The sequence below is a fragment of the Bacterioplanoides sp. genome (assembly GCF_965226395.1).
In the GTDB taxonomy this organism is placed as follows: domain Bacteria; phylum Pseudomonadota; class Gammaproteobacteria; order Pseudomonadales; family Oceanobacteraceae; genus Bacterioplanoides.
On record NZ_OZ245358.1, the window covers coordinates 3261344 to 3286470 of the forward strand.

Here is a 25127-nt window from a genome sequence, read left to right on the forward strand (position 1 = left end):
ATTGTAGGTGAAATTAGGGGCATTTGATCAGCAGCCGATTCTGCAACCTGTTGTTCTGAATTTGCACCTAATCATTGGCGCGATTTACCGCACGACCTTCAAAGTGATCTGAGAAGAAGTCGCGTATTTCATCGGCACGTGTCATTGCATCGTTGTAGCCCAGATCAATTAAGTTCTGGCAAAAACCGCGGGAAAATAATAAATAACTGAGAATGCCGGAACCGTTACGACTGGTATTACCACTGCCACCTAAGGCCATTTTTAACGCTCTGGGAATTTCATCAGCATGCTCACCGGCGATATCGTCCAGTGACTGACTGGGGTTAATTTCCAGTAAATCAATTTTGCGTAATTCCATACCTTCCTGCTGGCGGATATGCGGTGGAATTCTCTCAACAGTGCGGTTGATGCGGCATAAACGTTCGACGTCCGATTCCATCGAATCGAGAAAGGCGGCGTTTAACATATGGCCCATCAGTTTGGCTGGTGTTGGGTAGGCGGCTTGCTGGCGGCGTTCTTTGCGCTTATGGGCCACACCACTGACACCAATTACCATGATTTTATCGGCCCCGAGGTGTAATGCCGGACTGATCGGAGCTAACTGGCGCACCGCACCGTCGGCAAAATATTCGCGGTTAATTTTCATCGCCGGAAAAATCATCGGAATGGCGGATGAGGCCATTAAATGATCAACATTCAGCTGAGTGCGGGCACCAATACGGCGCTCACGCTGCCAGTTGTTGATGCTGTTATGACCCTGAAAGAAGCTGACCGACTCTCCGGATTCCAGGCCTGAGCAGTTTATGGCAATGGCGTGCAACGCCCCTTTATCAATAGCGGGCTGAATATTATCGAAGCGAATCACTTCCGACAGCAGCTTACGCAACGGCGCATTGTTGAGCAGCGACACCGGGTCGTGTTTATAACCACGACCAACCACCAGGCTACGAACCAGCTTCAACAGAGTACGGGAGACGCCTTTAAAGTCGGTGCGGTAAATCTGATTACAGTCAAAATGAGACCAGATACGCTCCAGATGACGAATACCAATGCGATAATTATCCGCGTAACTGGCCAGTGCAATACCGTTGATCGCACCCGCAGACGTACCGGAAATAATATCAAACGGGTTGTAGTCACCACGTGGCAGGATCTTATGAACTGCTTTTAACACACCCACCTGATAAGCCGCCCGGGCTCCACCTCCGGATAAGATCAGGCCGGTTTTCTGGTAGCTGCCTGTTTCTGGATCGCTGGCTGTTTTTAAACTGGTGTTCGCTGATTGCTGCAAAGTTCTGTCCACCGTTACTGATGCGTCATTACTATTTTAGTGCATAATGCCGCCCATGTTATTCAGGCATGATCTTAACGGGAGTTTTTAATGTTTACCGGAATTGTGCAAACCAAGCTGGCGCTGGCGGATGTGCATCAGGCGCAAGGGTTAACCACGTTTACGTTTGAATTTTCACCACATTTGTTGGCCGGACTGGAAATTGGTGCTTCGGTGGCGATTAACGGCACCTGCCTGACGGTTCGTACCATTGATAATAACCGGGTGAGTTTTGATGCCATTGCACAAACACTGAAGGTGACCAATCTCGGCCAGTTGCAGCCAGGTTCTGTGGTTAATATTGAGCGGGCCGCGCGTTATGGCGACGAAATTGGTGGTCATGTGGTTTCTGGCCATGTGATGGATCAGGTGGCGGTAACGGATGTGATTGATAGCGCCAATAACCGGGTGGTGTGGATGGAACGGCCGGAAACCTTAGCGCCGTACCTGTTAGACAAAGGCTTTGTGGCGTTAAACGGCTGTAGTCTGACTATTGCTGAGGTGGAGGAGCAGCGTTTTGCGGTGCACCTGATTCCGGAGACACTGGATGTAACTGTGTTTGGTGAGATTCAGGCAGGTGATCGGATCAACCTGGAAGTGGATGCCCAGACCCAGGCGGTGGTGGATACCGTACGTCGGTTAATCGGCGATCAGGAAGGCTTGAAAAAGCTGCTACAGGCGGAGTAATCCACCTGTAGCACCCACATGACGTATTACTGCGATTTCAGATACTGAATAATATCGGCCGATTCAAACATCCAGTTTTCTTTGCCGTTGTCATCTTTAACCAGCAGGCAAGGTACGGTGGTACGACCGGTTTCTTTTTGCTGGTGTTTGCGATGTTGCTGATCTTTTAAAACATTGCGTTTTTCTACTTTGACATTGACGTTAGGCAGGGCACGCAGAACCCGCTGACAGAATGGACACATGTCGTAGTAGTACAAAGCATATTGCATAAAAACTCCTGAAAATTGAGTGTGTATGGATTATAGCGAACAAATCCTGTTATTTCTGATAGCTGTTGTTGCCAACTGGTTTTCGGCGCTGGCCGGTGGTGGTGCCGGCCTGATTCAGTTGCCAATTTTAATCTTTATGGGGCTGCCATTCCCGTTGGCGCTGGCGACTCATAAAATTGCCACAGTTGCGCTTGGGGTGGGGGCCACGTTACGTCACCTGCGCGAAAATCATCTGGATCGGATTATTCTGGCGCTGATTCTGCTCACCGGTGTACCGGGTGTGGTTGCCGGAGTGTTCTTTATTCTCAACATACCGGATCGATTAGCTGAGATTGCGCTGGGTGTATTAACCCTGACACTGGCGCTGTATTCCTGGTTCAAACCACAACTGGGACTGAAGTCTGACCCTAAACATCGTGATTGGTTCGGATTTTTTATTGGTGGTGTCGTTTTATTGCTGATTGGTTTCATTAATGGGTCATTGTCAGCGGGCAGTGGCCTGTTTGTGACCTTATGGTTGGTGTACTGGTTTGGTCTGGAATACAAGGTGGCGGTGGCACAAACACTGGTCGCGGTTGGTTTGGGCTGGAATGGCGCCGGTGCGATTACCATGGGCAGTGTGGCTGAGGTGCAATGGAGCTGGATTCCGGCACTGATTGGCGGTTCGCTGGTGGGCGGCTACCTGGGCGCTCATACCTCCATTCTGGCCGGTAACCTGACCATTAAACGGGTGTACGAGCTGGTGACTTTATTAGTGGGCATCAAATTGTTGATTGGCTAATTGCTGTTTAGCCAATAAGGAAGCGTGATCAGTGTGTTGAAGGCACCCACTTATAAACTGCCGCCCGCACCTGATCGAGATTGATCGGTTTGCTGAGATAATCGTTCATGCCCGCTTCCAGACATAACTTTTCATCGCCAGACATGGCGTTGGCCGTTACCGCAATAATGGGAGTCCGGCTTTCGCTAAGCTGACTGGCACGAATTTGCCGGGTCGCTTCAAAGCCATCCATGACCGGCATCTGACAGTCCATAAAAATCAGATCGTATGCATGATTTTTAGGCCGTTTAATCAGTTCCAGCGCCTGCTCGCCGTTATCGGCAATATCCACTTTAAGCTGTAAGCGCGCGAGCATGCTTTTCAATACTTTCTGATTGATGGTGTTGTCTTCAACCACCAGAACATGGCCCAGTGCATTCTGATCCGTGGCCTGAGTGTTAAAGGAAGAGAGTGACGCCAGCCGTGGTGACGATTCCCGCGATGCTTTACGGGTCGGGAACTGCAGCAATACGGTGGTTCCCTGATTCTGCTCTGAGGAAATATGAATATCCCCTTTCAGGCACTGACACACCGCTCGCACCAGCGATAATCCGATCCCTAATCCCTGATAGCGTCGCTGATAGGAGGAATCTGCCTGTGACATAAAACCAGACAAGCGCTCCACTTCATCGGCTTTCATACCAATGCCGGTGTCCTGAATCTGAATGTCGAGGCAGTCAAAATGCTCCATTGAGGCATAGGAGAAGGTCAGGCGGATATTGCCTGAGTGAGTAAATTTAATGGCGTTATCGACGATGGCTTTCAGTGCATGGCGAACGCATTTAATGTCGATATACACACGCTCAGGCAAGGTACTGTCGAGAATACATTCAAACGTCAGGTTTTTATGTTTGCAGCGGTTGCGGATACTGTCGCAGAAAGCAGTGAAAATTGGTTTCAATTCAACATTTTCCGGGCTGACAGTACGGGTGCCAGACTGTAATTCGGTATAAGTCAGTACGTTATCAACCAGCTCCAGCATTTCATGGGCACTGATGCGGGCATCATTTAACGCCAGTGTGGTATCCGCCGGATTGCTGTCTTTGGCCAGTTCCAGTGATCCCAGAATGCCGTTTAACGGGGTACGGAATTCATGGCTGATGGTGGCCAGAAAGTCATTCTTCAGACGGTTAGACTCCATCAGACTTTCGGCTTTCTGTTCCAGCTCAACCTTGATGCGTTGCTCGGCCTGTTCTTTTTCGCGTTGCAGAATATTAATCCGGTCTGCCAGGGCAAACGACAGCAGTACGATTTCAAAAACACTGCCAATTTTGCTGGCATGAATGGTCCAGACATTGCTGGGTAAAGCACCATAAATTGTGATGATGGTCACCAGGCCACCAATAATAAAGGCTACCCAGGCGGCGAGGAAAAACCGCGCCTCGCGTTTACCTTTTAATAAGGTGGTGACCGAGGCAAATAAAATAACCAGTAAAAAGGCCAGTACCACCGGTGCAGCAATCGCCATCACCATTTCGGTTGAAGCAACAAAGGATAACAAACCGGTAATAGCGCTCATAACAATACAAGCCAGCAATGCTCGGTCGGCGTTTTTCGAATTCACATCTGTGTGCAGGAAGCTGCGGGTAAAGGCCGAGCCAAAGATTCCCACCAGAGCAATGGTTAAGGGCACTGCCAACTGTTCGATCGCCGGTGAGAAATGCCAGATAAACTGGTAACCAATACCACTGGTCGATAATTGCAGGGATGCAAACGACGCAATGTACGCGATATACAGCAAATAACTTTTATCGCGAATACTGACCCATAAAAACAGGTTGTATAAAAACATCGCGGCCATCATGCCGTAGTACACACCCAAGGCGTATTGTTCGGTTGAGTGCTCTTCGATAAAGGATTCGCTTTGCCATAACGTGATAGGGGCCTGAACCGAGCTGCTACTGTGAATATTGAGATACACGACCTGTTCTTTATGCTCGGAGAAATCCAGCGGTATCACAAAATTACGATGGTCAATCGGGCGTTCAGCAAAGGGCTGTAAATCGCCGAGTTGCCACAAGGCCAGGCGCTGTCCCTGATTATCTTCGACAAAAATATCCAGCCGGTCTAATAACGGGTAACCGACCTCCAGCAACCATTGGGTATGCTCCTGAGCCTGATTACGGACGTGGAATTTGAGCCAGTACCCCGATTTGGTGAAGCCTTCGTTAAACACTTTTTTAGGGTAGGGAGAAAACAGCAGATTGTGTTTTTTCAGATATGACAACGACAGCTGAGAGAGCGGATCCTGCAGTACATACAGGGCTTTGTCGGTTGAAACTTTGGCCTGCTCTTCGGTCAGGGTCAGCCACTGCTCGGTATCGCCTTCAACCAGATGAGCACGAACGGATGTTGCCATCATAAACAGCATCAGCAGAACTGGTGTTAGCAGGACTGGCCTTAGCAAGACTGGTTTCAGACAGACAAGCGGATTAACCATGGGTAAGCAGAAGTTCCTGAGCTTAAATAGGCCATAGAGTCATTGCTATGGCCGTGATGACTGAGGTTATTGATGCTCAGAAGTATAGTGGGTAAACCCTCAGGCTGTGAATGGCTTTCGTTTTATTGTTGTTAAAAATGCAACAAAAAACAGTAAAAAAGCATTACCACCTCCGGAGGAGCCAGTATCCAGCGTGTCGTCAGTGCTTACCGGCAGCGCCAGTAACAGAACATCCAGGTTTAGTTCCTCTGTCTGAGTGGAAACCGGCTGTGTGACAGTGGATGCCTGGCTGTGGCGAATCGTCAGAGAGCTGGGTTCCGTGTTGTTCAGATCCAGTTGAGATTCAAACCGGGCAACCGTGTTCTGGCTGTTAATCGTCGGGCTGAGGTTCAATTCGCGGTTATCGTTCAGTATTAACGTTACCCGCGGACGCTCTGTGGCAAAGTTGAACCCTTGTGCGGTGATTGATCCAGTTAACGTAAAGGGCGATATCATGCGCTCCAGCGTCACAGTTAGTTGAGTCTGTTGTGCATCTACATCAACTTCCTGATTGATAAAGCCGGTGGCTGAAATGGCCAACTGCGTATTTTCTTGAGGCAAAATAAAGTCACTGTTGCCGTTGCTGTTTGTTGTAGCGGAAGTCGGCAGCTGCCAGTCGCTGAGACGGTTGTCTGCCGAGCGGATTTCAGCATTAGCCAGCGGATTGTCGCGTGTATCGGTTACCGTGATGGTTAGATTACGGCCAGCCAGAGTCTCGCGGTTCAGGGTGCTGTTGGGAATATTAGGGCTGGTTGCAGTAAAGGTAATTTGCTGCGGCAGGTTACCAGCGGTTAGCGCTAAATCCACGCTGGCCCGGTTAAAGGCGCTGGCATTATCCGGTGCTGTGATATCGGTAATTACCTGATTCTGAGCATCGCGGAATGTCAGTTCTCCGGTATCACTGTCCAGCGTGATACTGGCACCCGCCGGAGCCCCTTCAATCCAGAGCTGCTGTTTTCCCAGATCGAACAGTGGTGTTGCGCTGGTCAGCAGGCGCAGTGGACGTTCTATAAAAAAGCGGCTGGTCAGATTGTTACTGTCGCTGACATCAATGCGGTAAATACCGGCAAAAGCTCCGGAGTCTGGCAGTGCTAGCTGATAACCGCTGTTGCTGAGGGTCAGTAAATTATTCTGCTGCGTACCATTAAAGAAAACCGTCAATGTCAGCTGGTTATTACCGCCGGAAAATTGCAGATCGGCGGTTGCTAATCCGGCATTAAGAGTTTCGCCATTACGAATCTGATTATTACCATCTGAGAGTGCAAAAGCCGGATACACAGTCACACCGATTATTTGCGAGTCACTGTCCTGGCCGTCGTTCACAGAAATGGTCAGATTGCCGTTGCTAGTTACGTTATCCGCTGCGGTAATGGTCAATGAGTTGCCGCTGATACTGGCCTGAATACCTGCGATGGATCCTGATACTCCATAGGTAAGAGAGTCATTATCCGCATCCGTTGCAGTCAGATTAATCGTTAAACTATCACCGGCAAGTAATACCGGATCGCTAATAGCGGATAAGACCGGTGCCTGATTGCTCGGTGTTGGTGGAGTGGGTGGATTACTCAGGTTAACGGCAAATGTTTGCTGATCGGTTTTATCGCCATCGCTGACCTGTACGGTAATGTTACTGCTACCGGTGGCATTCGTCTGGGGAGTAATAGTGAGCTGATTACCACTGACAGCGGTTGTTAACTGAGCACTGTTAAAACTGGTGACGGAATACACCAGGCTATTGCTGGCAGAATCAATATCTGTGGCTGACAGCGTAATGACAGCGGTATTGGTGTTGACCAGATTAATATCGCTCTGGGCATTAAACACCGGGGCATCGTTCACCGCATTAACAGTGACATTAAAGCTGGTGGAATCCTCCAGTGAGCCATCACTGACCCTGACCGTGACTGAGCCATTGCCATTAAAGTCAGCGATAGGATCCAGTGTCAGTGTGGTTCCGGAAATACTGGCATTTAACTGGCTTGATGCACTGGTTATAGAAAAGCTCAGACTGTCACCGTCGGCATCGGTGGCCGATAGAGAGATGTTTGTGTCGCTGTCTTCATCCAGACTTTGATTGCTGATAGCCGTGATCACCGGAGCTGAATTAGCGGGCGGCGGGGATGCCAGTGTCCAGCCAATATCAACCAGTAATTGGGTTGCCAATCCGGGATCATCAAGAAACTCCGTATACTGAGGCTCCATGATTTCATTAGGAGACAAGGCAGAATCAAAATGGCCCACAGATGAACCCGGCTTATAGGAGGTTGGGGCAAACATTTGCACGCTGCCGTTGTTGATGCCAGTTGTGAAATCACCAGAGCGGGCCGTTACGTTTGCGCCAGACCAAACCAGATCACCATTGCTGATCAATGCTGAAGCTCGCTCGCTTTGACTCATGTCCTTCAATAAAACGCCGCTGCTCTGACGTTTTAACTGACGTGTGTATATATCAAAAACCTGCTGGTTATTAAATGTAGCACCAGACTCGCCCTGCGAATCTAATAAACTTAAAAAGCCCATGCCATGCATAATTTCATGCAAAACCACGGGTAATAGCGCACTGCCAGCCGCAGGATTATCGTTAAAGCCGTAGTACCAGCTAGTACCCCCTAAGCAGCCAGTACCTTCGTCCAGCGTGGAGTTAAAGGTTGCATTTATTTCCAGCTCTGACGAATCGAAGTCTGAGCCTGACAGCTGGTTATAAAGTGCATCCGGGTAGAGAATGAAATCACCACCGCCTTGATCAATAAATGTGTAGCTTGCCGGACCTGCCTGACCTAACGTCGCTGAACCAGGGGTGCAGGTTAACGGGTTAAACTGAGCATTCACTTGTACCGGTTGTTGAATATCAAATACGGTATTGAGTATGTCTGCGGCTTTATTAAATACATTAAGGCGCTGCTGCCCGAGAGTTGTTCCTGGATTTCCACCCACTGCAGTTACCGGCGTGGTGTCGTTAAAACCTTCCCCTCCAGCATCATTATTAACGATGGTGACAGCTGCCTGAGATGACACTGGAGTTAATAGCAAAAATGCAATCAGGGCTTTCTGAACAATGGGGTGGAGAGACATACTATCGGACCTCTTTTATTCTTTTTCGCTTGAATCAGCGCGTGGCTGAATCTGTCTCTCCGTGATGTGAACTTTGCCGTCTTCTCCGATGACGGCAATAGAAACGGTTTCAAACTGACCCTGTGGGTTTAGTGAATAGCTTCCATCCGGGTTTTTTACCGGTTTGAGTTGTTGCTTCGGAATGCGCTTACTTTCGATATAAGCATTAATTTCAACAGGAATCTGAATGCTCTGATCGCTATGATCATGGTCGTGATGGCGCTGTTGAGTATGGTATTCACCCGGGTTTTTGCTGTGAGTGTCGAGCTTTGGGGGGTGAACATAGGAATTGGATGGTTGCTGCGGTGATACCGCTGACGTCGAGGTGCTATGCGTTGCTGTTGCTTTGTTTTGTGCTGGCTGCGGCTCATCAATAATAACGAGTTTTTTTGCCGAATTTACACCCGTGACCAGGGCGAACAGTGCCGCCAATATAATCAGACAACATAATAGTATTTTTGACTTTGTCACAGTAAAGCCCTTTCAGTCCACAAAGCAGATATCTCAAAAGACTAGTCTAGCTCTGATACCGGTTTATACCTGCGCAATTTAGTATCAGAGTGTATTTCTCTGCGTAAGTTCACATTTTGCGCTTGGTAAAACGGGTTGCTTCGGCACTGAGCGGATCTTCCGGCCAGGGGTGCTTGGGATAACGGCCACGCATTTCTTTGCGCACATCGGGATATGCATTTTGCCAGAAGCTGGCCAGATCCTGCGTGACAGCAAGTGGACGGCGGGCGGGAGACAATAAGTGAATAATCAAAGAAAGCCGCCCCTGTAACACCGCCGGTTGCTGGGGGGTACCAAACATCTCCTGCAGTTTAACGGCCAATACCGGCGGCGATTGCTGATAATCAATGGCAATCCGTGAACCACTACTGACTTGCCAGTGAGTGGGCAAAAGTTGATCCAGTTGTTGCTGTTGTGACCATTCCAGTCGGGTCAGTAAGGCCGCTTTCAGGTCGAGCTTTTTCAGGTCGCGTAAATGGCGGCAATTGCTCAGGTAGGGCAGCAGCCAGACATCCAGTTCACGCAGCAGAGAGGCCTCGTCCATCGGCGCTATTTCGGGAAATTCTGAACGCAGATAATGGCAACGCTGGCATAAGTCTTTACTGGCCTGATCCCAGGGAAGGTCTTTAAGCCCATGCTGTTGAAAGTAATCCCGCCAGGCGCTTTGCCAATCGGCTTCGGTTAAGGTGGTTAGTGTTTGAGAACGCCAGACAATTTGTCCTAGTTTTTTCTGTTTCCGGGCCTGCAGATGACCGCTGTCCTGCCACTCAATCAGAATATTTTCAGAGAGCAGGCCCGGGCAATATTGCGCTAGCTGCTCAAGGTCGTCGGCCGCTAATGATAGTGCCTGGCGAATAACCGGTTGCTTGCCCTGAATAGCAGCAACGGCCAGCCACTCGTGACCTTGCAGGCCGGAGTGTTCGGTTAGTGTGACCCCGGAACCGGATGCCAATAAATACGCATTACTTTGCTGGCCCTGTTTGTGCGGGCCCTGTTGTTGTGAACGTTGTTGTTGTGAACGCTGCCGCGCCACCCGGTCAGGGTAGGCCAGCGCCACCAGTAACGCCGGGTTCAGTGGAGACTGATCCGGTGCTAGCCCTAATGTTTTAATCCACTGGTTGGCCTGGTGTTGTGTTTGTTGTTGCTGAGCCGCAGATAGTCGACGCAGGGCCAGCTCAATATCATCGGGCGCTTGTGGTAACCGTTCGCTGGCTTGTAAGCGAGCAACAAAGCGTGCTGCCGCCTGGCCATAACCAAGTTGATCAGCACTGAGCAGGGCGTGCCCCCAGCGCGGTTCCAGACCACTCAGAGCAATCTGCTGACCCTGTTCATTGAGGCTGGTAGCCTGATGCTTGGTCTGATGTGAGGCAGGCGGTGCCAGTACATCCAGTTGTTGAAGTAATTGCTGCCCTCGTGACAAAGCGGCCGTATCTGGCGGTGTCAGCCAGGTGGCCTCATCGGCGGCGATACCCCAGGCGTACAGGGACATCAGTAATGACGATAAATCGCTGCGTTCAATCTCTGCACTCAGGTGAGCAAGACGGGTAGCATGGCTGCTTTCTGACCATAAGCGGTAGCAATGACCGCTACTCTGGCGACCGGCCCGACCTCGGCGCTGGTCGGCGGATGCCCGGGAAATTGGATTGCTTTCCAGACGCTCTAGTCCGCTGCGGACATCAAATTGCTGAACACGCTCCAGCCCGCTGTCGATCACAATTCCCACGCCATCAATGGTGACTGAGCTTTCGGCGATATTGGTTGCCAGAATAATTTTGCGCAGGCCGTCGCTGGCAGGTTTCAGTGCTTGTTTTTGGGCCTGATCGGATAAACGCCCATGTAACGGCAATACATGGCACCCGGGAAAATCACAGATCGCCAACAGCGCTTCAATTTCGGCCACACCAGGAAGAAACACTAAAATATCGTGATTTGATAGGTTGCCTGAAACAGTGTCTGGAAGCGGCTGTTGCAAGGCTTCAGCCAGTACCTGTTTGCAGTGTTTGGCCAACTCGGTTTTATGCCGGGTCAGCGGTTGGCTCGGGGGGCGATAGTGAGTGTGTACTTCAAAGCTGCGGCCATCACTGCGTACCACGGGGGCATCCAGTTTCTGCGCCAGAGCCTGTTCATCCAGCGTGGCTGACATCACCAGAATACGCAGATCATCACGCAACAGTTGCTGACAATTATGCGCTAAGGCCAGCCCGAGATCGGACTGCAGATTACGCTCATGAAATTCGTCAAAAATAATCAGGCCGACCTCAGACAGTTCCGGGTCTTGTAACAGCATGCGGGTTAACAGCCCTTCGGTAATGACTTCGATCCGGGTGTGATTGCTGACTGCAGTTTCCGAGCGCATCCGGTAACCAACGCGATTACCGCAATTTTCTTCCAGTTGTTGTGCCATAAAACGTGCTGCATTGCGGGTGGCAATACGGCGTGGTTCCAGCATCAGAATTTTCTTTTCCTGTAGCCAAGGTGCATCCATCAGCGCCAGTGGCACACGGGTGGTTTTACCGGCTCCGGGAGCGGCAACCAGTACCACATTGAGGTGGTCGGCCAGCTGGGTTTGCAGCTCGGGTAAAATGGCGTCGATGGGAAAAGCGGGGTGGGTCATAATCGGATGTCGGCAGAATAATTGAGCGAGACGTTATAAAGGCGGTATGCTAAGGCCTGTTAACAGCCTCCAGTTTATCGTGTTGTTAAGATGCCGAACAGAGACAAAACGAACAGAGACAAAACGAACAGAGATAAAACCATGAGCAACAACTCGTCATCATCAAATGTGGTTGATTTTGCCCGGGCCAGTCAGCGTCGCCGGGAAGATAATGAGCATCAGCGTAAAGAAGCTCAGGTCAATGACATTCGCCAGCGTTTTGAAAAAGCGCTGCCAGAAAAGAAAACCCCGGTAAAAGATTTTCTGAAGAAAAAGAAAGCCAAGAAAAAGCGCTGATGGCTTCTTATTAATTTAAATGGTGCTTAGATTATGTATCACTTGAAGAATTAATTTTGGCTTGATGCTCCAGTACAAAATGCTCAATCGCCAGAGCCCCCAGCGGGCGCGATAAATAATACCCCTGAATACTGTCGCAGCCTTTGTTTTTAAGCTCAGCTAACTGTTCCTGCTCTTCGATACCTTCAGCAATAACCTGCATATCCAAACTGTGGCCGAGATTAATAATACTATCGACCAATGCCTGTTTTCTTGAATCCCGGGTCATATCATCAATAAAGCTTTTATCAATCTTCAGCTTATCAACCGGGAATGCAGACAAATATGACAAGGATGAAAAACCAGTACCAAAATCGTCCAGTGCAATTTTGATCTGGTTGTTTTTTAAGCGCTGCAGAAAATCCCGGGTGTCGGCCTGATTCTGAATAAACAGACTCTCGGTAATTTCAATGGTTAGCTTACTGGGGTGAACTCCCGCTTGCTGAACCTGCTCAAGAATATGGTCGGCTAAATTGTTGTCAAAAAATTCAGCGGTCGACAAATTAACGGCAATACACAAATTCAGCCCTTGTTGTTCAAAATGCTTAATTTGTTGCAGTGCCGCACTTCTGACCCAGTCACCAATTTCACGAATAATGCCGGTTTTTTCAGCCAGCGGAATAAAAATATCCGGACGAACTAAACCACGTTCCGGGTGATTCCAGCGCACCAGTGCTTCTAATTGCGTGATGGTTGCGGTATCAGTATCGGAGTTGATATCCATAATCGGCTGATAATGCAGCTCCAGCTCATTGCGCTCGACCGCATGGCGCAAATCCTGATGCATTAATGCCTGATTTACTGCTTCCTGCTGCATTGCCTGGGTAAAATGTTTGCAGGTATTACGGCCAGCGGCTTTGGCGGCGTACAGTGCCTGATCGGCGGCTTTCATTAGCTGAGCAATGGTGGCCCCGTCTTCTGGAAAGCGGGCAATACCAAGGCTGCCAGAGATACGGCACTCTTTAACCTGACGCAATTTAAACGGTTTGCTGAGTTGAGAGAGACAACGCTGGCTGATGTTTGCCAGCTTTTCGGTGTTGTCAGCATCACTGATGATAATGCCGAATTCATCACCACCCAAACGGGCAATGGTATCGCCTTCATCAAGGCAGTTTTTTAACCGGTTGGCGGCCTGAATTAATAACTCATCCCCGGCGTCGTGGCCGTGGTTGTCATTCACTTCTTTAAAATAATCCAGATCCAGAATTACCACGCTGAAAGTCAGCGCATTATTGTGACTGCCTTTTTCGATGGCCCAGGTCATGTGTTCGTAAAATAAATTACGGTTGGGCAAGTTGGTCAGGACATCGTAATTGGCAAGATAATGAATGGTCTCTTCCGAACGTTTACGCTCGGAAATATCGCTGATCAGCGCAACACTTTTAATCATTTTGCCGTGTTGATCATGAATGGCCGAAAAGCAGATTTCTGCGGTAAAGGTTTCCTGATTTTTTCGTTTGCCCTGTATCTCCGATGTCCAGCTGCGCGACGGTGGCAGTTTGGCAATGATTTCTTTGAATTGCTCAAGTTGCCCCGGGGTATTGACCAGAGCCTGGGGTCTTTTGCCAATCACGTCTTTGGCCGAGAATCCGGTGATCTGGGTAAAGGCCGGATTCACCCCGGAGATCAGGAAATTTTCATCGGTGGTGATCATGCCCATGGGTAAGTTCTGGGCAATCAGAGTGCTGAGTTTGCCCTGGGTCTGAGCACGGCTGTGCTCAATACCAAAACGCGCCAGCCGTGAAGCTTCGAGAATCAATACAATATCGTTGACCGACGGCTTCCTGGGCTCGTTGTAATACATGGCAAAGGTGCCCAGCACCTGATTGTTGGCACCAAAGATGGGCTGCGACCAGCAGGCTTTCAGGTTGCCAATGGCGGCCAGTTCTTTATAGGGGCCCCAAAAAGGGTGGTTGTCGATGTCTTCAACAATAACCAGTTCTTTGTTGAATGCAGCGGTGCCACAGCTACCGACACCATGGCCAATTTCAACGCCGTTGATGCCATCAATATACGCCTGCGGCAGAGAAGGAGCTGCGCCGTGAGTCAGGCGTAAGCCGTCTTCACTGAGCAGCAGCACCGAGGCAATGCAACCGGGCTGACGCTCCTGAATCAGATAACACAGCTCTTCCAGCAAGGTATGCAGAGAATGTCCGGATACCATCAGTTCCAGCAAATGGCTGTAACGACTGAGCGATACAACCGGATTTGAGTTTTCCGGGTTGGTAGAATTTACGGACATATACTGAGCCAACGTTCATTATTAGCACCAGTTTAGCCGTGAATTTTCAAAATCAGTAGTTTTTTGCTCTAACCTGCTCAAATATATGGGAATAAAGGAAAGTAGTGGCGCTCAGGCGCCGACCAGAGACTGGCCACACACCCGAATGACATTGCCATTAATACCGGATGAGGCCGGATTGGCAAAGAAGGCGATGGTCTCGGCCACGTCAACCGGCTGGCCACCCTGAGACAGCGAATTCAGGCGCCGACCGACCTCCCGTGTCATCAGTGGAATGGCGTCGGTCATGGCAGTTTCGATAAAACCGGGCGCAACGGCATTAATGGTGATGTTCTGTTGTGCCAGTTCTGCCGCCATATACTGCACATAACCAATCACCCCGGCTTTTGAGGTGGCATAGTTGGTTTGGCCAACCTGGCCGGCGATGCCATTCATTGACGATACACAAACAATACGACCACCGGGATTAATGGTTTTTTGTTCGAACAGCGTTTGGTTGATTCGTTCTTCCGCAGCCAGGTTGATATCAATGGTCATCTGCCACCAGTGTTGCGGCATATTAGCCAGCGTTTTATCGCGGGTAATGCCGGCATTATGAACCAGAATATCCGCACCACCATGCTGTTTCAGGGTATCGGAAATAATCTGTGGGGCCTGAGTCGAGGCAATATCGGCCAGCAAAACTTCGCCACCAATATCGGTCATTACACGCCCCAGATCGGCTTCTGCCGCCGGAATGTCGAGGCCGATGACCCGAGCGCCATCGCGTGCCAGCGTGCGCGCAATCGACTCACCAATGCCGCGTGAAGCGCCGGTTACCAGTGCGGTTTTGCCGGATAATGGTTGGTGCCAGTCCGGGTACTCGACGGTTTCAGCCTGTTGTACGCTAATGACCTGACCATCGACATAAGCGGATTTGGCCGACATCACAAAACGAAAGGCTGCATCCAGGTTATGTCCGGCATCCGCATCGACATAGATTGCTTGTGAGGTGGCACTTTTCTTCCCTACTTCTTTGGCAACCGAGCGACTGAAGCCCTCCAGTGCCCGCATCGCTGCGGCCTGTTCACCATGGCTGGCTTTTAACGGCGGACGACCGAGGGTGATAACCCGGCCGTTGTTACTTAACTGGCGCAATGCTGGATGAAAAAAGGTGTAGAGCTGATCCAGATCGGTAGCGTGCTGAAAGCCGGAGGCATCAAACACCAGTGCGTCGAATTTCTCTGAGCTCAGCTGGCTGGCTTCAATGGCATGAATGCTAAGCTGATGGGCATTAGCAGCCTCAATGATCTCGGCAGCGGTATGAGCATTAGCCGGAAAACAGACCCGGGCATCTGCCGCTTTGAGGTTGCGCATAATGTCATTTAATAATTCACCCTGCTTACTGGTTCCGATCAGCACACGGCCGGAAAAATAATGGGCTTGCCCGGCGTTGTAGCGCTTTAATTCGATGGGCGTTGGTAATCCTACGGTTTTTAACAGGTTACGGCCGATGTTGTTATTGAGTAGTGACTCGTAAAAGTTTCCCATGATGGTTTCCGTTAACTCTTTTCAATGCGTGATGAATACGTCTGTCTGATGCTTATTCTTGTGGTGCTTATTATTTGTCAGGCTTGTTTTTGTTGATAACGTTTTTGTTGGCAGCGTTTTTGGTGGGAGTATAGTAACGCAAGTGATTGCCGTTGGATTGTCTGACTGAGGCGGTTGTTGCGTCAACTCAGCCAATGCCCACTATCAGGTAATTCTTTAGCTTGTATTATCCGAAAATAATAATGACACCTTCTTATCTTTAATTTTGTATGGATTCCGATATGACTCAGATTGTTCGCCGTGTTGCCATTATTGGCGGTAACCGTATTCCTTTTGCCCGCTCCAATACCCTTTATTCCCACGCCTCTAACCAGGACATGTTAACCGCGGCACTGAATGGCCTGGTCAATCGCTACAACTTGCAGGGTGAAAAAATAGGTGAGTTTGTTGCGGGTTCGGTGATAAAACACAGTCGTGATTTCAATCTGGCCCGTGAAACCCTGCTGAGTACATCCCTGAATCCGATGTCACCCGCAACGGATATTCAGCAAGCGTGTGCCACCGGTTTGCAGGCCTGTATGCAGGTTGCCAACAAAATTGCACTGGGTCAGATTGACGTTGGTATTGCCGGTGGCGCGGATACTACATCGGATGCACCGATTGGTGTGTCGGAAGGGTTACGCAAAATTTTGCTGGATCTGAATCGTGCAAAAACGGCGGGTGAACGCCTGAAGTTACTGGCAAAAATCCGCCCCAAACATCTGGCGCCGTTAATTCCCCGCAACAGTGAACCGCGTACCAATATGTCGATGGGGGAGCATACGGAAGTGACGGTAAAAAACTGGGGCATTACTCAGGATGAACAGGATCAGATCGCCTTTAACTCTCACACCAATTTACTGCAAGCCTATGAAGACGGTTTTTTCGACGATTTGATTACGCCGTACCTGGGGCTGGAAAAAGACAACTCTGCGCGTCAGCCCGACCTGAATAAAATGGCAACGCTGAAACCGGCGTTTGATAAGCGCAGTGGTCAGGGCAGCTTAACCGCCGCCAATTCTTCCGCTTTAACGGATGGTGCATCGGTGGTGCTGATGGCTTCGGAAGAGTGGGCCAAAGAGCGTGGTCTGCCCATTCGTGCTTACCTGAGCTTTTATGAAACCTCGGCGGTCAATTTTGTTGGCAAAGACGCCGAAGGTTTATTAATGGCACCGGCTTATGCGGTTGCTAGTATGTTGCAGCGTGCTGGTTTAACCCTGCAGGATTTTGATTTTTACGAAATTCACGAAGCCTTTGCCGGGGTAGTAGCCGCCACATTAAAAGCCTGGGAAGACGAAACCTTCTGCAAAGAAAAACTGGGCCTTGAGCAACCACTGGGCAGCATTGATCGCAGTAAATTAAACGTACGCGGCTCGTCTATTGCCACCGGCCATCCCTTTGCAGCCACTGGCGGGCGGATTGTGTCGTCATTAGCAAAAATGCTGGAGGAGAAAGGTTCCGGGCGAGGGTTAATTTCTATTTGTGCCGCCGGAGGCCAGGGTGCGGTTGCGATTCTGGAACGCCCGGAATCCTGATGACTTGTTTTTTCTGATACCGGCAGCATATCAGGTATCAGAAATGGCAACTCAGAACTGATGACTCGGGAATAACTATGTTGGGCTGGATTTTCTTTTTTGCGCTGGTGGCGGTGTTGTATCTGTTTTGGAATAAACAACAGCAGGCCAGAGTGCTGGCGCTGCAGGTTGTGCGCAAACACTGTGAGCAACAGAATTTGCAACTGCTGGACGATACCCTGTTACTGGATGCTTTAAGACTGCGCAAACGTGGAGCTGGCTGGCGTCTGATTCGTTGTTACCGGTTTGATTTTTCATCGACCGGTGATGAACGTTACACCGGTCATATTCACCTGGCTGGTCGCCGTGTCGAACAGCTGGAGCTGGACGCTCACAGGATTCAGTAAGCTAAAGCTGCATAAACTCCAGTAACCAGCGCCCGATACGATCAGCATCGGTGGGCTGGTTTAAGGTATTCATGCCTTGCTGGTAACGTTCTTCTCCGATGGCGGCGATACGGCGTGGCAGCAAGCGCGATAAATATTCCGGGGTGAACTCAGGGTGACCCTGAAAGGACAAAACACGCTGATCAATAAAAAAGGCGGCATTTTCACAAAAGTCGCTTTGCGTCAGGCGTTTAGCCTGTGGCGGTAAACGCTCCACCTGATCCTGATGACTGTATATCAGACGGATATGTGAGGCATCGTCATTGAGCCAGCCCGGGTGTTTAATGATTTGTGTGGTATGAACACCAATGCCCCAGCCTTTGTCACTTTTCCCGGCAAATCCTCCCAGGCTGTGCGCCAGTATCTGATGACCAAAACAAATGCCAGCGATTTTTTCGTGCTGAGAGAACGCCTGACGGATCCATTCGGATAACGCGCTGATCCAGGGATGGGTGTCGTAAACACCGGCTTTGGAACCGGTTATCAGATAGGCATCGCAGTCTCCGCTGTTGGGTAACTCGCCATTTTGTACGTCGTAAAAACGCACACTCAACCTGCCGCCGAGGCGGCTGAAAAATTGCTCAAACATGGTGCCGTACGACTGATAATCGTCGAGCAGATCATCGTAGAGGGTGTCGGTTTCCAGGATGCCTAAGCGAATCATTGATGGGTCCTTGTTGCTGTTTGTCAGGGCAGTTATGGCCGTTGTCGCGGTTAAAGCGGTTATAGCTGAGCAAGCGCCAATGTTCAGGCAGGCATCAATGATACTCGCCTGAAGTGGGGGTGCGCGATGCCTGAACCATTTTCTGTACTGCCGGATCGTTTCTCAGCGGTTCCAGAATTTGTTCCAGACCATTGATGCGAATCTCCAGTGCCAGACTTAATAAAAAGCCCAGGCGACCGTTTGGCATGCCCTGTTTGTTCATCCACAACAGATATTCTTCCGGGATATCAATCAGCACCCGGCCCTGAAATTTGCCGTAAGGCATGGTGGTGGTAATCAGTGCTACCAAGTCTTGTTTATTAAACATGTCTGAGCCCGTGTCTGTCAGCAGTGCCGGTGAGATATTCTATAGTTTTCAAATGCTTATCAAAAATTGTTGGTTATTTGACCAAATTGTCCGGTTTTTGTTGTGATTGCTTGCCAGAACAGGAAAAAGCCACTGGCTGGTCTACACTAAGCAACATTCTATCAGTCGTTATTGAAACAGTAATCAGGTGATACATTGGTCGCGGAAAGTGGCAAGCCCAAACGGTTTGAAGAGTTAAAGCTGTTACCCGGGCAAGCAATCCAGTTGGAGTTCGATGGTTATTCCAACGAACGGGATCGCAGCAGTTTAGTGGGCTATATGCCAGGGCGTTCGATTATTGTGTCAACGCCAATTAAAAATGGTTCCCCGTTATCGCTGAAAAACGGGATGCCATTGGCGGTTCGTTTTTTTGCGGCCCAATGGAACAGTGCCTGTGCGTTTAAATCCGAAGTGATTCATGTTTCCCGGATTCCTTTTGCGCATATTCATCTGGCCATGCCGCAGGAATTAGTACTGGGTGAAGTGCGCGGCTCGGTTCGTGCCCGGGTAAACCTGATTTGCTCGGTGATTTATGGCACCGAGTTGCAGCATAAAGTATCCGCCAAAATAACGGACCTCAGTCTGGGTGGTGCCCGTTTACAGGCGCGCCAGCTGGCGGTGACAGAAGGGGATTCATTAACCCTGACCGCGCAGGTATCGGTCAGCGGAGTGGATCGGATTATTAAAGTGGGCGCCATTGTGCGTTCGGTCACACCGGAAGAAACTCAGGTGGCTGTGGGTGTACAGTTTGTGGAAATGAGTGATTCTGACCGGATCACACTCCACGCTTATGTGCTAACCCATTTAAATACCTGAGCTCATTGATCTGAACAGAAAAAGTCGCTGGTACGGAGTAGTAGTTTGAAAGATCCGGGGAAGGAAAGCAGGCGACATTCATTACGGTCGGTTGTCAGCCGTGATGATTCATTGTTGCCGTTAGATTTGTTGATTGAACGTTGTATTAAAGTCTTTCTGACGACACGTTCTGAAGTGCTGGACACAGACCTGAGCGCAACACTGGCGCAGATGTGTATACAGCTAACAGCAGATCGCGCTTTATTTATTATCAATCCTGATGAAAATTATGCCGACCCTTATGTGGTGGAGTCCTCGGTGACAGAATCCGCGGCTCATCTTCAGCCTGAATACAATGCCCGGTTACTGGCCAGAAACCTGCCTGATTGGCGCGCAGCCATTGTTGATCAGTCTGTCCGTGTCATTCACCAAGGCGACGATCTGAGTGCGGCTGAGCAATGCCTGTGGCAGGCTCTGCAAGGCGAAAGTTTGTTGATTATTCCAGTGGTTGGACGGCAGCCGGAGGCCGGTTGTCTGCTGTTCTCATTCTCCACTAAGAAATCCTTGTCAGATGCCGAAGCCTCCTTATTATCAACCTTTGCCCAGTTGTGTTATCTGGTGATTGATCGCATTCGGGTGGTAGATCATCTGCAACGGCGTGAGCAGCTGTTATTTCGCACTGAGCGTCTGGCTAATATTGGCAGCTGGCGCGACGATATTGTTAACGACCGTATTAACCTGACCCCACAGGCGGCAGAAATTCTTGAATTGCCGGAGGATACGCAGTCAATCCAGCTGGCACGTTATATCGCTTTTGTGCATCCGGAAGATCGTGAGCGCTTTTCGACCACTCTGAAACGCAGTTATGAAACCGGCGATGCCACCGAAATGATTTATCGGGTGTTATTGCCCTCCGGTAATGAAAAATACATCCACGGTTTGGGTGAGACGATCCAGAATGAACAGGGCATAACCATTGCCCGAAGTGGCTCCATTCAGGACATTACCGAACAACAGGCGAAAGAGAGACGTTTGCACCAGGCCTCTGTGGTGTTTGAGTCCACCATGGAAGGCATTGTAATTACCGATGCTAACGCCAGTGTTGAAGCCGTTAACCCAGCGTTCAGCGCCATCACCGGTTACAGTGAACAGGAAATTATTGGACGCCCGATATCGGTGCTGAAGTCGGGCCAGTACGGCCGTGATTTTTACCACAATATGTACGACGCGATTGATAACCACGGTTACTGGCGCGGAGAGATCTGGAATCGCAAAAAAAGTGGTGAATTATTTCCGGAGTGGTTAACCATTACCGCGGTGCGTGATGGTAATCAGCGCATCAGCCATTATGTTGGTGTTTTTTCCGACATGTCTCAGATCAAAGAGTCTGAGCAGCAACTGGAGCATTTATCCTTCTATGACTCGTTAACCAACCTGCCTAATCGAACGTTGCTGTTGAATCGTCTCGAAAATGCCCTGGAAAAAGCCCATGGCAGTCAGCGTAAAGTGGCACTGATCGCCATCGACCTGGATCATTTTAAGCACATTAATGACAGCCTTGGACACCCGGTTGGTGATCGTTTATTACAGGCCTTTTCTCATCGTGTGCGTAAACGTTTACGTGACAGTGATACTGTGGCACGCCTTGGTGGTGATGATTTTATGGTGGTGCTGGAAGACGTGAACAGCGTCGAGCAGGTACAAACCGTGGTCAACATTATTCAGGGGTTGCTGACTTCTCCTTTTGATGCCGGTGTTGGTCAGGAGTTGTTTATCAGTGTCTCCATGGGGGTGACGTTATACCCGGATCATGGCAGTTCTGTAACGCAGTTATTAAGTAATGCCGATGTGGCCATGTTCCGGGCCAAAAAACAGGGGCGTAATGGCTATCGGTTTTATAGCAATGATATGACGCAGGCGGCTTCGGATCGCCTGGAACTGGGCAATCAGCTGCGTAAAGCGTTGCAGCGTGACGATGAGTTACAGCTGTATTATCAGCCTCAGGTGTGTGTTAACACGGGCAAGATCATTGGTGCTGAAGCTTTAATTCGCTGGCACCATACCAGCGAGGGTGTCATTGCTCCCGGGCGTTTTCTGCCGGTCGCAGAAGATAATGGCCTGATGCCGGAGCTGGATGCCTGGGTTCTGCGTTCCGCGTGTCGCACCATCAGTCGCTGGCAGGCCGAACAACGTCGCACCATTCAGGTTGCGGTGAATATTACCCAACCGACCTTTGTCGCGGGCGGTCTGGTGGAATTGCTGCAGAAGCTGTTGCAGCAATATCAGATTGCCCCGGGCTGGCTTGAACTGGAAATTACCGAAGGTGCTCTGCTTGAGCCTACCCCTCAGGTGCTCGACACCATTGCGGGTTTGAAAGAGCTGGGTGTGGCTCTGGCGGTGGATGATTTTGGTACAGGGTATTCATCACTGGCGTATTTGCATCGTTATCGGGTAGATAAGCTGAAAATTGACCGTAGCTTTGTCAATTCCATTGAAGATCAGGATGAAGGGCGGGTGATTACCACCACCATTATTCATATGGCCAAAGGTTTGGGGCTGGATGTTCTGGCCGAAGGGGTGGAAACCGAGCAGCAGCTGGAGTTCTTACGTCAGAATCAGTGTGAAACCTACCAGGGATTTTTATTCAGTCAGCCATTACCGGTCGATAAAATGGAAGCGCTGATGGCGAAGGTGCCGAGCTAAAAGGAAAGGCTACATCGTCAATACAAGGAAAACCCAAAACGATGTAGCCTGACGATTATTCGTAAGTGCAGAAGTAAGCGGTATCAGCCGCTACTTTTACCTGGAACTTAACGTTAGCGTCGACGTTAAAGGATTCACCCTGAGCAAAGGTCTGGAAAGCGTCAGCGCCCGGTAATTTAACATCCATGCTGCCGGATACCACGGTCATCACTTCTTTCTGGCTGGTGCCAAATTCGTAATCACCGGCGACCATGACACCAACCGTTGCTGGCAGAGTGGCTGTTTGCAGGCCAATGGATTTTACGTTGCCATCAAAATATTCGTTAACTTTCAGCACGTTACGTACTCCTGATAAATTAAAAGGGAACGCAGTATACGGCTTCAGAGCGCATCTGTCCCGCGCTTTGCGATGGGCTGACGGGGAAGAGTGATGGTATACCGGGTGCCCAGCTCCGGCGTGCTGCTCACACTGATCTCACCTTGTAATGCCTGGGTGACTAACTGGTGTACCACATGAGTTCCCATGCCGCTGCCACCCTGTTCTCGGCGAGTGGTGAAGAAGGGTTCAAACAGCTGCTCCACCACCTCCGGGCTCATGCCTTTGCCATCGTCGCGATAACTGATCTGTAGTTGTTCCGCAGTCTGTGTGGCGCTGATCTGGATATGGCCGCTTTGACCTTCTTCAAACGCATGAATCAGCGAGTTCATCATTAGATTAGTAATGATCTGTGAGATAGCCCCGGGATGGCTGGAAAGGTAAATGGTTTCCGGGCAATCGAGATCAACCTGAATCGGCCGGTATTTATAATTAGGGCGCAGGGAGCTGATAATGCTGGTGAGGTAATCACCCAGTTCGAAATCCCGTAACTGGTCGCTGGCCTGGTCGACCGTGACCTGCTTAAAACGACTGATCATATCGCTGGCCTGATTCAGGTTGGCGATGGTAATACTGATGTTTTCATGCAGCGATTGCAGTAATTCATTGATAGCTGAGCCGGATATGCCTGTATCTGCTGGTGTGGTGCCTGAAGAGTGAATGTCAGGCACAGCATCCAGCTGATCCTGTAACGCTTCCATCGATGTCATACTGATGCTCAGTGGTGTATTCACCTCGTGCGCCAGACCTGCCACTAGCTCCCCCATAGCCGCGTATTTTTCCATATTAATCAGCTGACTCTGAGTGATTTTTAGTTGCTGCAGTGCGTTGATGGCTTCTTCTTTTTTGGCGTGTAATTCGCGGGTGCGTTCTTCAACTTTTTCTTCGAGGCGGAAATTCAGTTCGGCAATTTCAGTCTGGCTGTGCTGTAATTCGCGGTTGCTGTCAGACAAGCGTTGAGTGAAGGTTTCAATTTGTTCCGCCAGAATATTAAAGGTTGAAATAATAGGGGTGAACTCATTATTACCTTCATAAAAAATGGGCTGAATGCGGCTTGTCTGTTTGTTGCGGTTGGCATCAACGGTAGAGGTTAACAGTCCAAGGATATGTTCGAACGGTTTAAATAACACCTCCAGCATCAGTGCCACAATGGCGATAAACACCAGGGCAATCAATACGCCGCTGGTTAGCGTATCGGCACGTTGCTGTTCGATCAGTTGGGCAAAGTCGGCATCCGGTACAATAACGCCCAGAATCAACCCGGAGCGCGTTTTACCGGCATAAAGTTGCTGACCATTCTGATCGCTGATGGACACAATCGGATCGTGATCTGCATTATCTGTCGGATGTTGGCGGGCATGAAAGGCTTTAGTCAGCTGCTCGCTTGTGCTGCTGGATAATGGATGATTCAGCAGTGATTGAGGGTTATCCGGATGAAATAAAAACGGTTGGCTGTTACGGGTAAAGGTGGATTGGTTGAGGTAAGTCAGCACAGCTTCCATTGACCAATCAATGGTGGCCATTCCTAAAATATGTTGCTGTTGATCAAACATCAGCGCGTCAACCGTCATCATCAGAGACTCGCTGCCAGCTTCGTCACGGTAGGGAGGGGTCCAGTAAATCTGCACATCCGGCGTGACGTGGCGTGGCCAGTCGTGGGGGATGGCCAGTTCATACCAGGGTTGTTGCGGGTAATTGTATTGTGGTGTGTTTAATTCCCAGCTGAACACCACCCCTTGTGGGGTGCGATAAGCATAAGGGCCCATCAGGCGTTGTTGTGGGTTGTAGCGGTATGGCTCAAACCAGATGCCGCCACCCAGAGCTTGTGGGAAAGGGCGGAAGGTTTTTAATAACAGCTCTGAAAAAGCCCGCTCAGACTCAGGCAAATCAAAATTCTGAGCGTGAATCAGCTCACCGGAAAGCGCTAATGCCCGGGCGCCGCGTTCCATCTCACTTGCCAGCGCATCAAAATGATTGAGTTGCGCCTGCAGTGTTGCCTGAACCTGTACCTGGCCGTGTTGTAACAGTGAGTCACTGATGTCATCACTGAAACGGAAAACCAATACCGCAAAACCAATCAGTTGCAGAATAATAATGGCGCATAACAGGCGTGATTTAATACTCATGAACGATGTTGGTCTCCGTTGATCTCACACCAGCCTAGCAGCTTTTTCCGGCGACTGTCTGTAGTGTGCGACGACGGAATGCCAGGGCAGA

The 25127-nt window shown here is 49.9% G+C and carries 19 protein-coding genes; 7 read left to right on the forward strand and 12 right to left on the reverse strand.

Features of this window, described 5'->3' with window-relative positions:
- Positions 1–67: 67 nt before the first annotated feature.
- Positions 68–1291, reverse strand: coding sequence for a patatin-like phospholipase family protein (locus tag ACO05E_RS14880; RefSeq protein ID WP_419810282.1), 1224 nt, complete (start codon positions 1289–1291; stop codon positions 68–70).
- 90 nt (positions 1292–1381) lie between these two features.
- On the opposite strand from ACO05E_RS14880, the gene ACO05E_RS14885 reads away from it, so the two are divergent.
- Positions 1382–2017, forward strand: a complete 636-nt coding sequence (locus ACO05E_RS14885; RefSeq protein WP_419810283.1) for a riboflavin synthase subunit alpha — start codon at positions 1382–1384, stop codon at positions 2015–2017.
- Positions 2018–2043: 26 nt separating this feature from the next.
- Here the strand turns inward: ACO05E_RS14885 and ACO05E_RS14890 are convergent, their stop codons facing one another.
- Positions 2044–2286, reverse strand: coding sequence for a glutaredoxin family protein (locus ACO05E_RS14890; RefSeq protein ID WP_419810284.1), 243 nt, complete (start codon positions 2284–2286; stop codon positions 2044–2046).
- A gap of 25 nt (positions 2287–2311) precedes the next feature.
- On the opposite strand from ACO05E_RS14890, the gene ACO05E_RS14895 reads away from it, so the two are divergent.
- Positions 2312–3067 carry a sulfite exporter TauE/SafE family protein gene (locus ACO05E_RS14895; RefSeq protein WP_419810285.1) on the forward strand — a complete coding sequence of 252 codons (756 nt, stop codon included), beginning with the start codon at positions 2312–2314 and terminating at the stop codon, positions 3065–3067.
- Between the two features lie 28 nt (positions 3068–3095).
- On the opposite strand, the gene ACO05E_RS14900 is transcribed toward ACO05E_RS14895, so the two are convergent.
- From ACO05E_RS14900 to hrpB, 4 genes are all read right to left on the reverse strand, one after another.
- Positions 3096–5468, reverse strand: coding sequence for a 7TM diverse intracellular signaling domain-containing protein (locus ACO05E_RS14900; protein ID WP_419810286.1), 2373 nt, complete (start codon positions 5466–5468; stop codon positions 3096–3098).
- A gap of 177 nt (positions 5469–5645) precedes the next feature.
- Positions 5646–8657 (reverse strand): Ig-like domain-containing protein, encoded by a 3012-nt coding sequence (locus ACO05E_RS14905; protein ID WP_419810287.1) that lies wholly within the window; start codon positions 8655–8657, stop codon positions 5646–5648.
- A gap of 15 nt (positions 8658–8672) precedes the next feature.
- Positions 8673–9167: a hypothetical protein gene (locus ACO05E_RS14910; protein ID WP_419810288.1), complete on the reverse strand. Its 495-nt coding sequence runs from the start codon at positions 9165–9167 to the stop codon at positions 8673–8675.
- 109 nt (positions 9168–9276) lie between these two features.
- Positions 9277–11820 carry an ATP-dependent helicase HrpB gene (hrpB, locus tag ACO05E_RS14915; protein WP_419810289.1) on the reverse strand — a complete coding sequence of 848 codons (2544 nt, stop codon included), beginning with the start codon at positions 11818–11820 and terminating at the stop codon, positions 9277–9279.
- Positions 11821–11961: 141 nt separating this feature from the next.
- On the opposite strand from hrpB, the gene ACO05E_RS14920 reads away from it, so the two are divergent.
- Positions 11962–12156, forward strand: a complete 195-nt coding sequence (locus tag ACO05E_RS14920; RefSeq protein ID WP_419810290.1) for a tRNA (uracil-5-)-methyltransferase — start codon at positions 11962–11964, stop codon at positions 12154–12156.
- A gap of 31 nt (positions 12157–12187) precedes the next feature.
- Here the strand turns inward: ACO05E_RS14920 and ACO05E_RS14925 are convergent, their stop codons facing one another.
- Positions 12188–14437 (reverse strand): EAL domain-containing protein, encoded by a 2250-nt coding sequence (locus ACO05E_RS14925; protein WP_419810291.1) that lies wholly within the window; start codon positions 14435–14437, stop codon positions 12188–12190.
- A gap of 111 nt (positions 14438–14548) precedes the next feature.
- Positions 14549–15967 (reverse strand): 3-oxoacyl-ACP reductase, encoded by a 1419-nt coding sequence (locus ACO05E_RS14930; RefSeq protein ID WP_419810292.1) that lies wholly within the window; start codon positions 15965–15967, stop codon positions 14549–14551.
- Between the two features lie 281 nt (positions 15968–16248).
- Here ACO05E_RS14930 and ACO05E_RS14935 point away from each other — a divergent pair, with 281 nt between their 5' ends.
- Both ACO05E_RS14935 and ACO05E_RS14940 read left to right on the forward strand, forming a co-directional pair.
- Positions 16249–17541, forward strand: coding sequence for an acetyl-CoA C-acetyltransferase (locus ACO05E_RS14935; RefSeq protein ID WP_419810293.1), 1293 nt, complete (start codon positions 16249–16251; stop codon positions 17539–17541).
- A 77-nt stretch (positions 17542–17618) separates the two neighbouring features.
- A complete protein-coding gene (locus ACO05E_RS14940) occupies positions 17619–17927 on the forward strand; it encodes a DUF3301 domain-containing protein (RefSeq protein WP_419810294.1) in 309 nt (102 codons plus the stop codon).
- Between the two features lies 1 nt (position 17928).
- On the opposite strand, the gene ACO05E_RS14945 is transcribed toward ACO05E_RS14940, so the two are convergent.
- Together ACO05E_RS14945 and ACO05E_RS14950 are read right to left on the reverse strand one after the other, a co-directional pair.
- Entirely contained in the window at positions 17929–18630 is a 702-nt protein-coding gene (locus ACO05E_RS14945) for a glutamine amidotransferase-related protein (protein ID WP_419810295.1), read from the reverse strand.
- A 94-nt stretch (positions 18631–18724) separates the two neighbouring features.
- On the reverse strand, positions 18725–18997 hold the full coding sequence (locus ACO05E_RS14950; RefSeq protein WP_419810296.1) for a DUF3820 family protein: 273 nt from the start codon (positions 18995–18997) through the stop codon (positions 18725–18727).
- Positions 18998–19192: 195 nt separating this feature from the next.
- On the opposite strand from ACO05E_RS14950, the gene ACO05E_RS14955 reads away from it, so the two are divergent.
- Positions 19193–19852 (forward strand): flagellar brake protein, encoded by a 660-nt coding sequence (locus tag ACO05E_RS14955; RefSeq protein ID WP_419810297.1) that lies wholly within the window; start codon positions 19193–19195, stop codon positions 19850–19852.
- A gap of 45 nt (positions 19853–19897) precedes the next feature.
- Positions 19898–22534, forward strand: coding sequence for a putative bifunctional diguanylate cyclase/phosphodiesterase (locus ACO05E_RS14960; protein WP_419810298.1), 2637 nt, complete (start codon positions 19898–19900; stop codon positions 22532–22534).
- A 55-nt stretch (positions 22535–22589) separates the two neighbouring features.
- On the opposite strand, the gene ACO05E_RS14965 is transcribed toward ACO05E_RS14960, so the two are convergent.
- Complete coding sequence (locus ACO05E_RS14965) at positions 22590–22871, reverse strand: pyrimidine/purine nucleoside phosphorylase (protein WP_419810299.1); 282 nt, start codon at positions 22869–22871, stop codon at positions 22590–22592.
- A gap of 44 nt (positions 22872–22915) precedes the next feature.
- Positions 22916–25036 carry an ATP-binding protein gene (locus tag ACO05E_RS14970; protein WP_419810300.1) on the reverse strand — a complete coding sequence of 707 codons (2121 nt, stop codon included), beginning with the start codon at positions 25034–25036 and terminating at the stop codon, positions 22916–22918.
- Between the last annotated feature and the right edge of the window lie 91 nt (positions 25037–25127).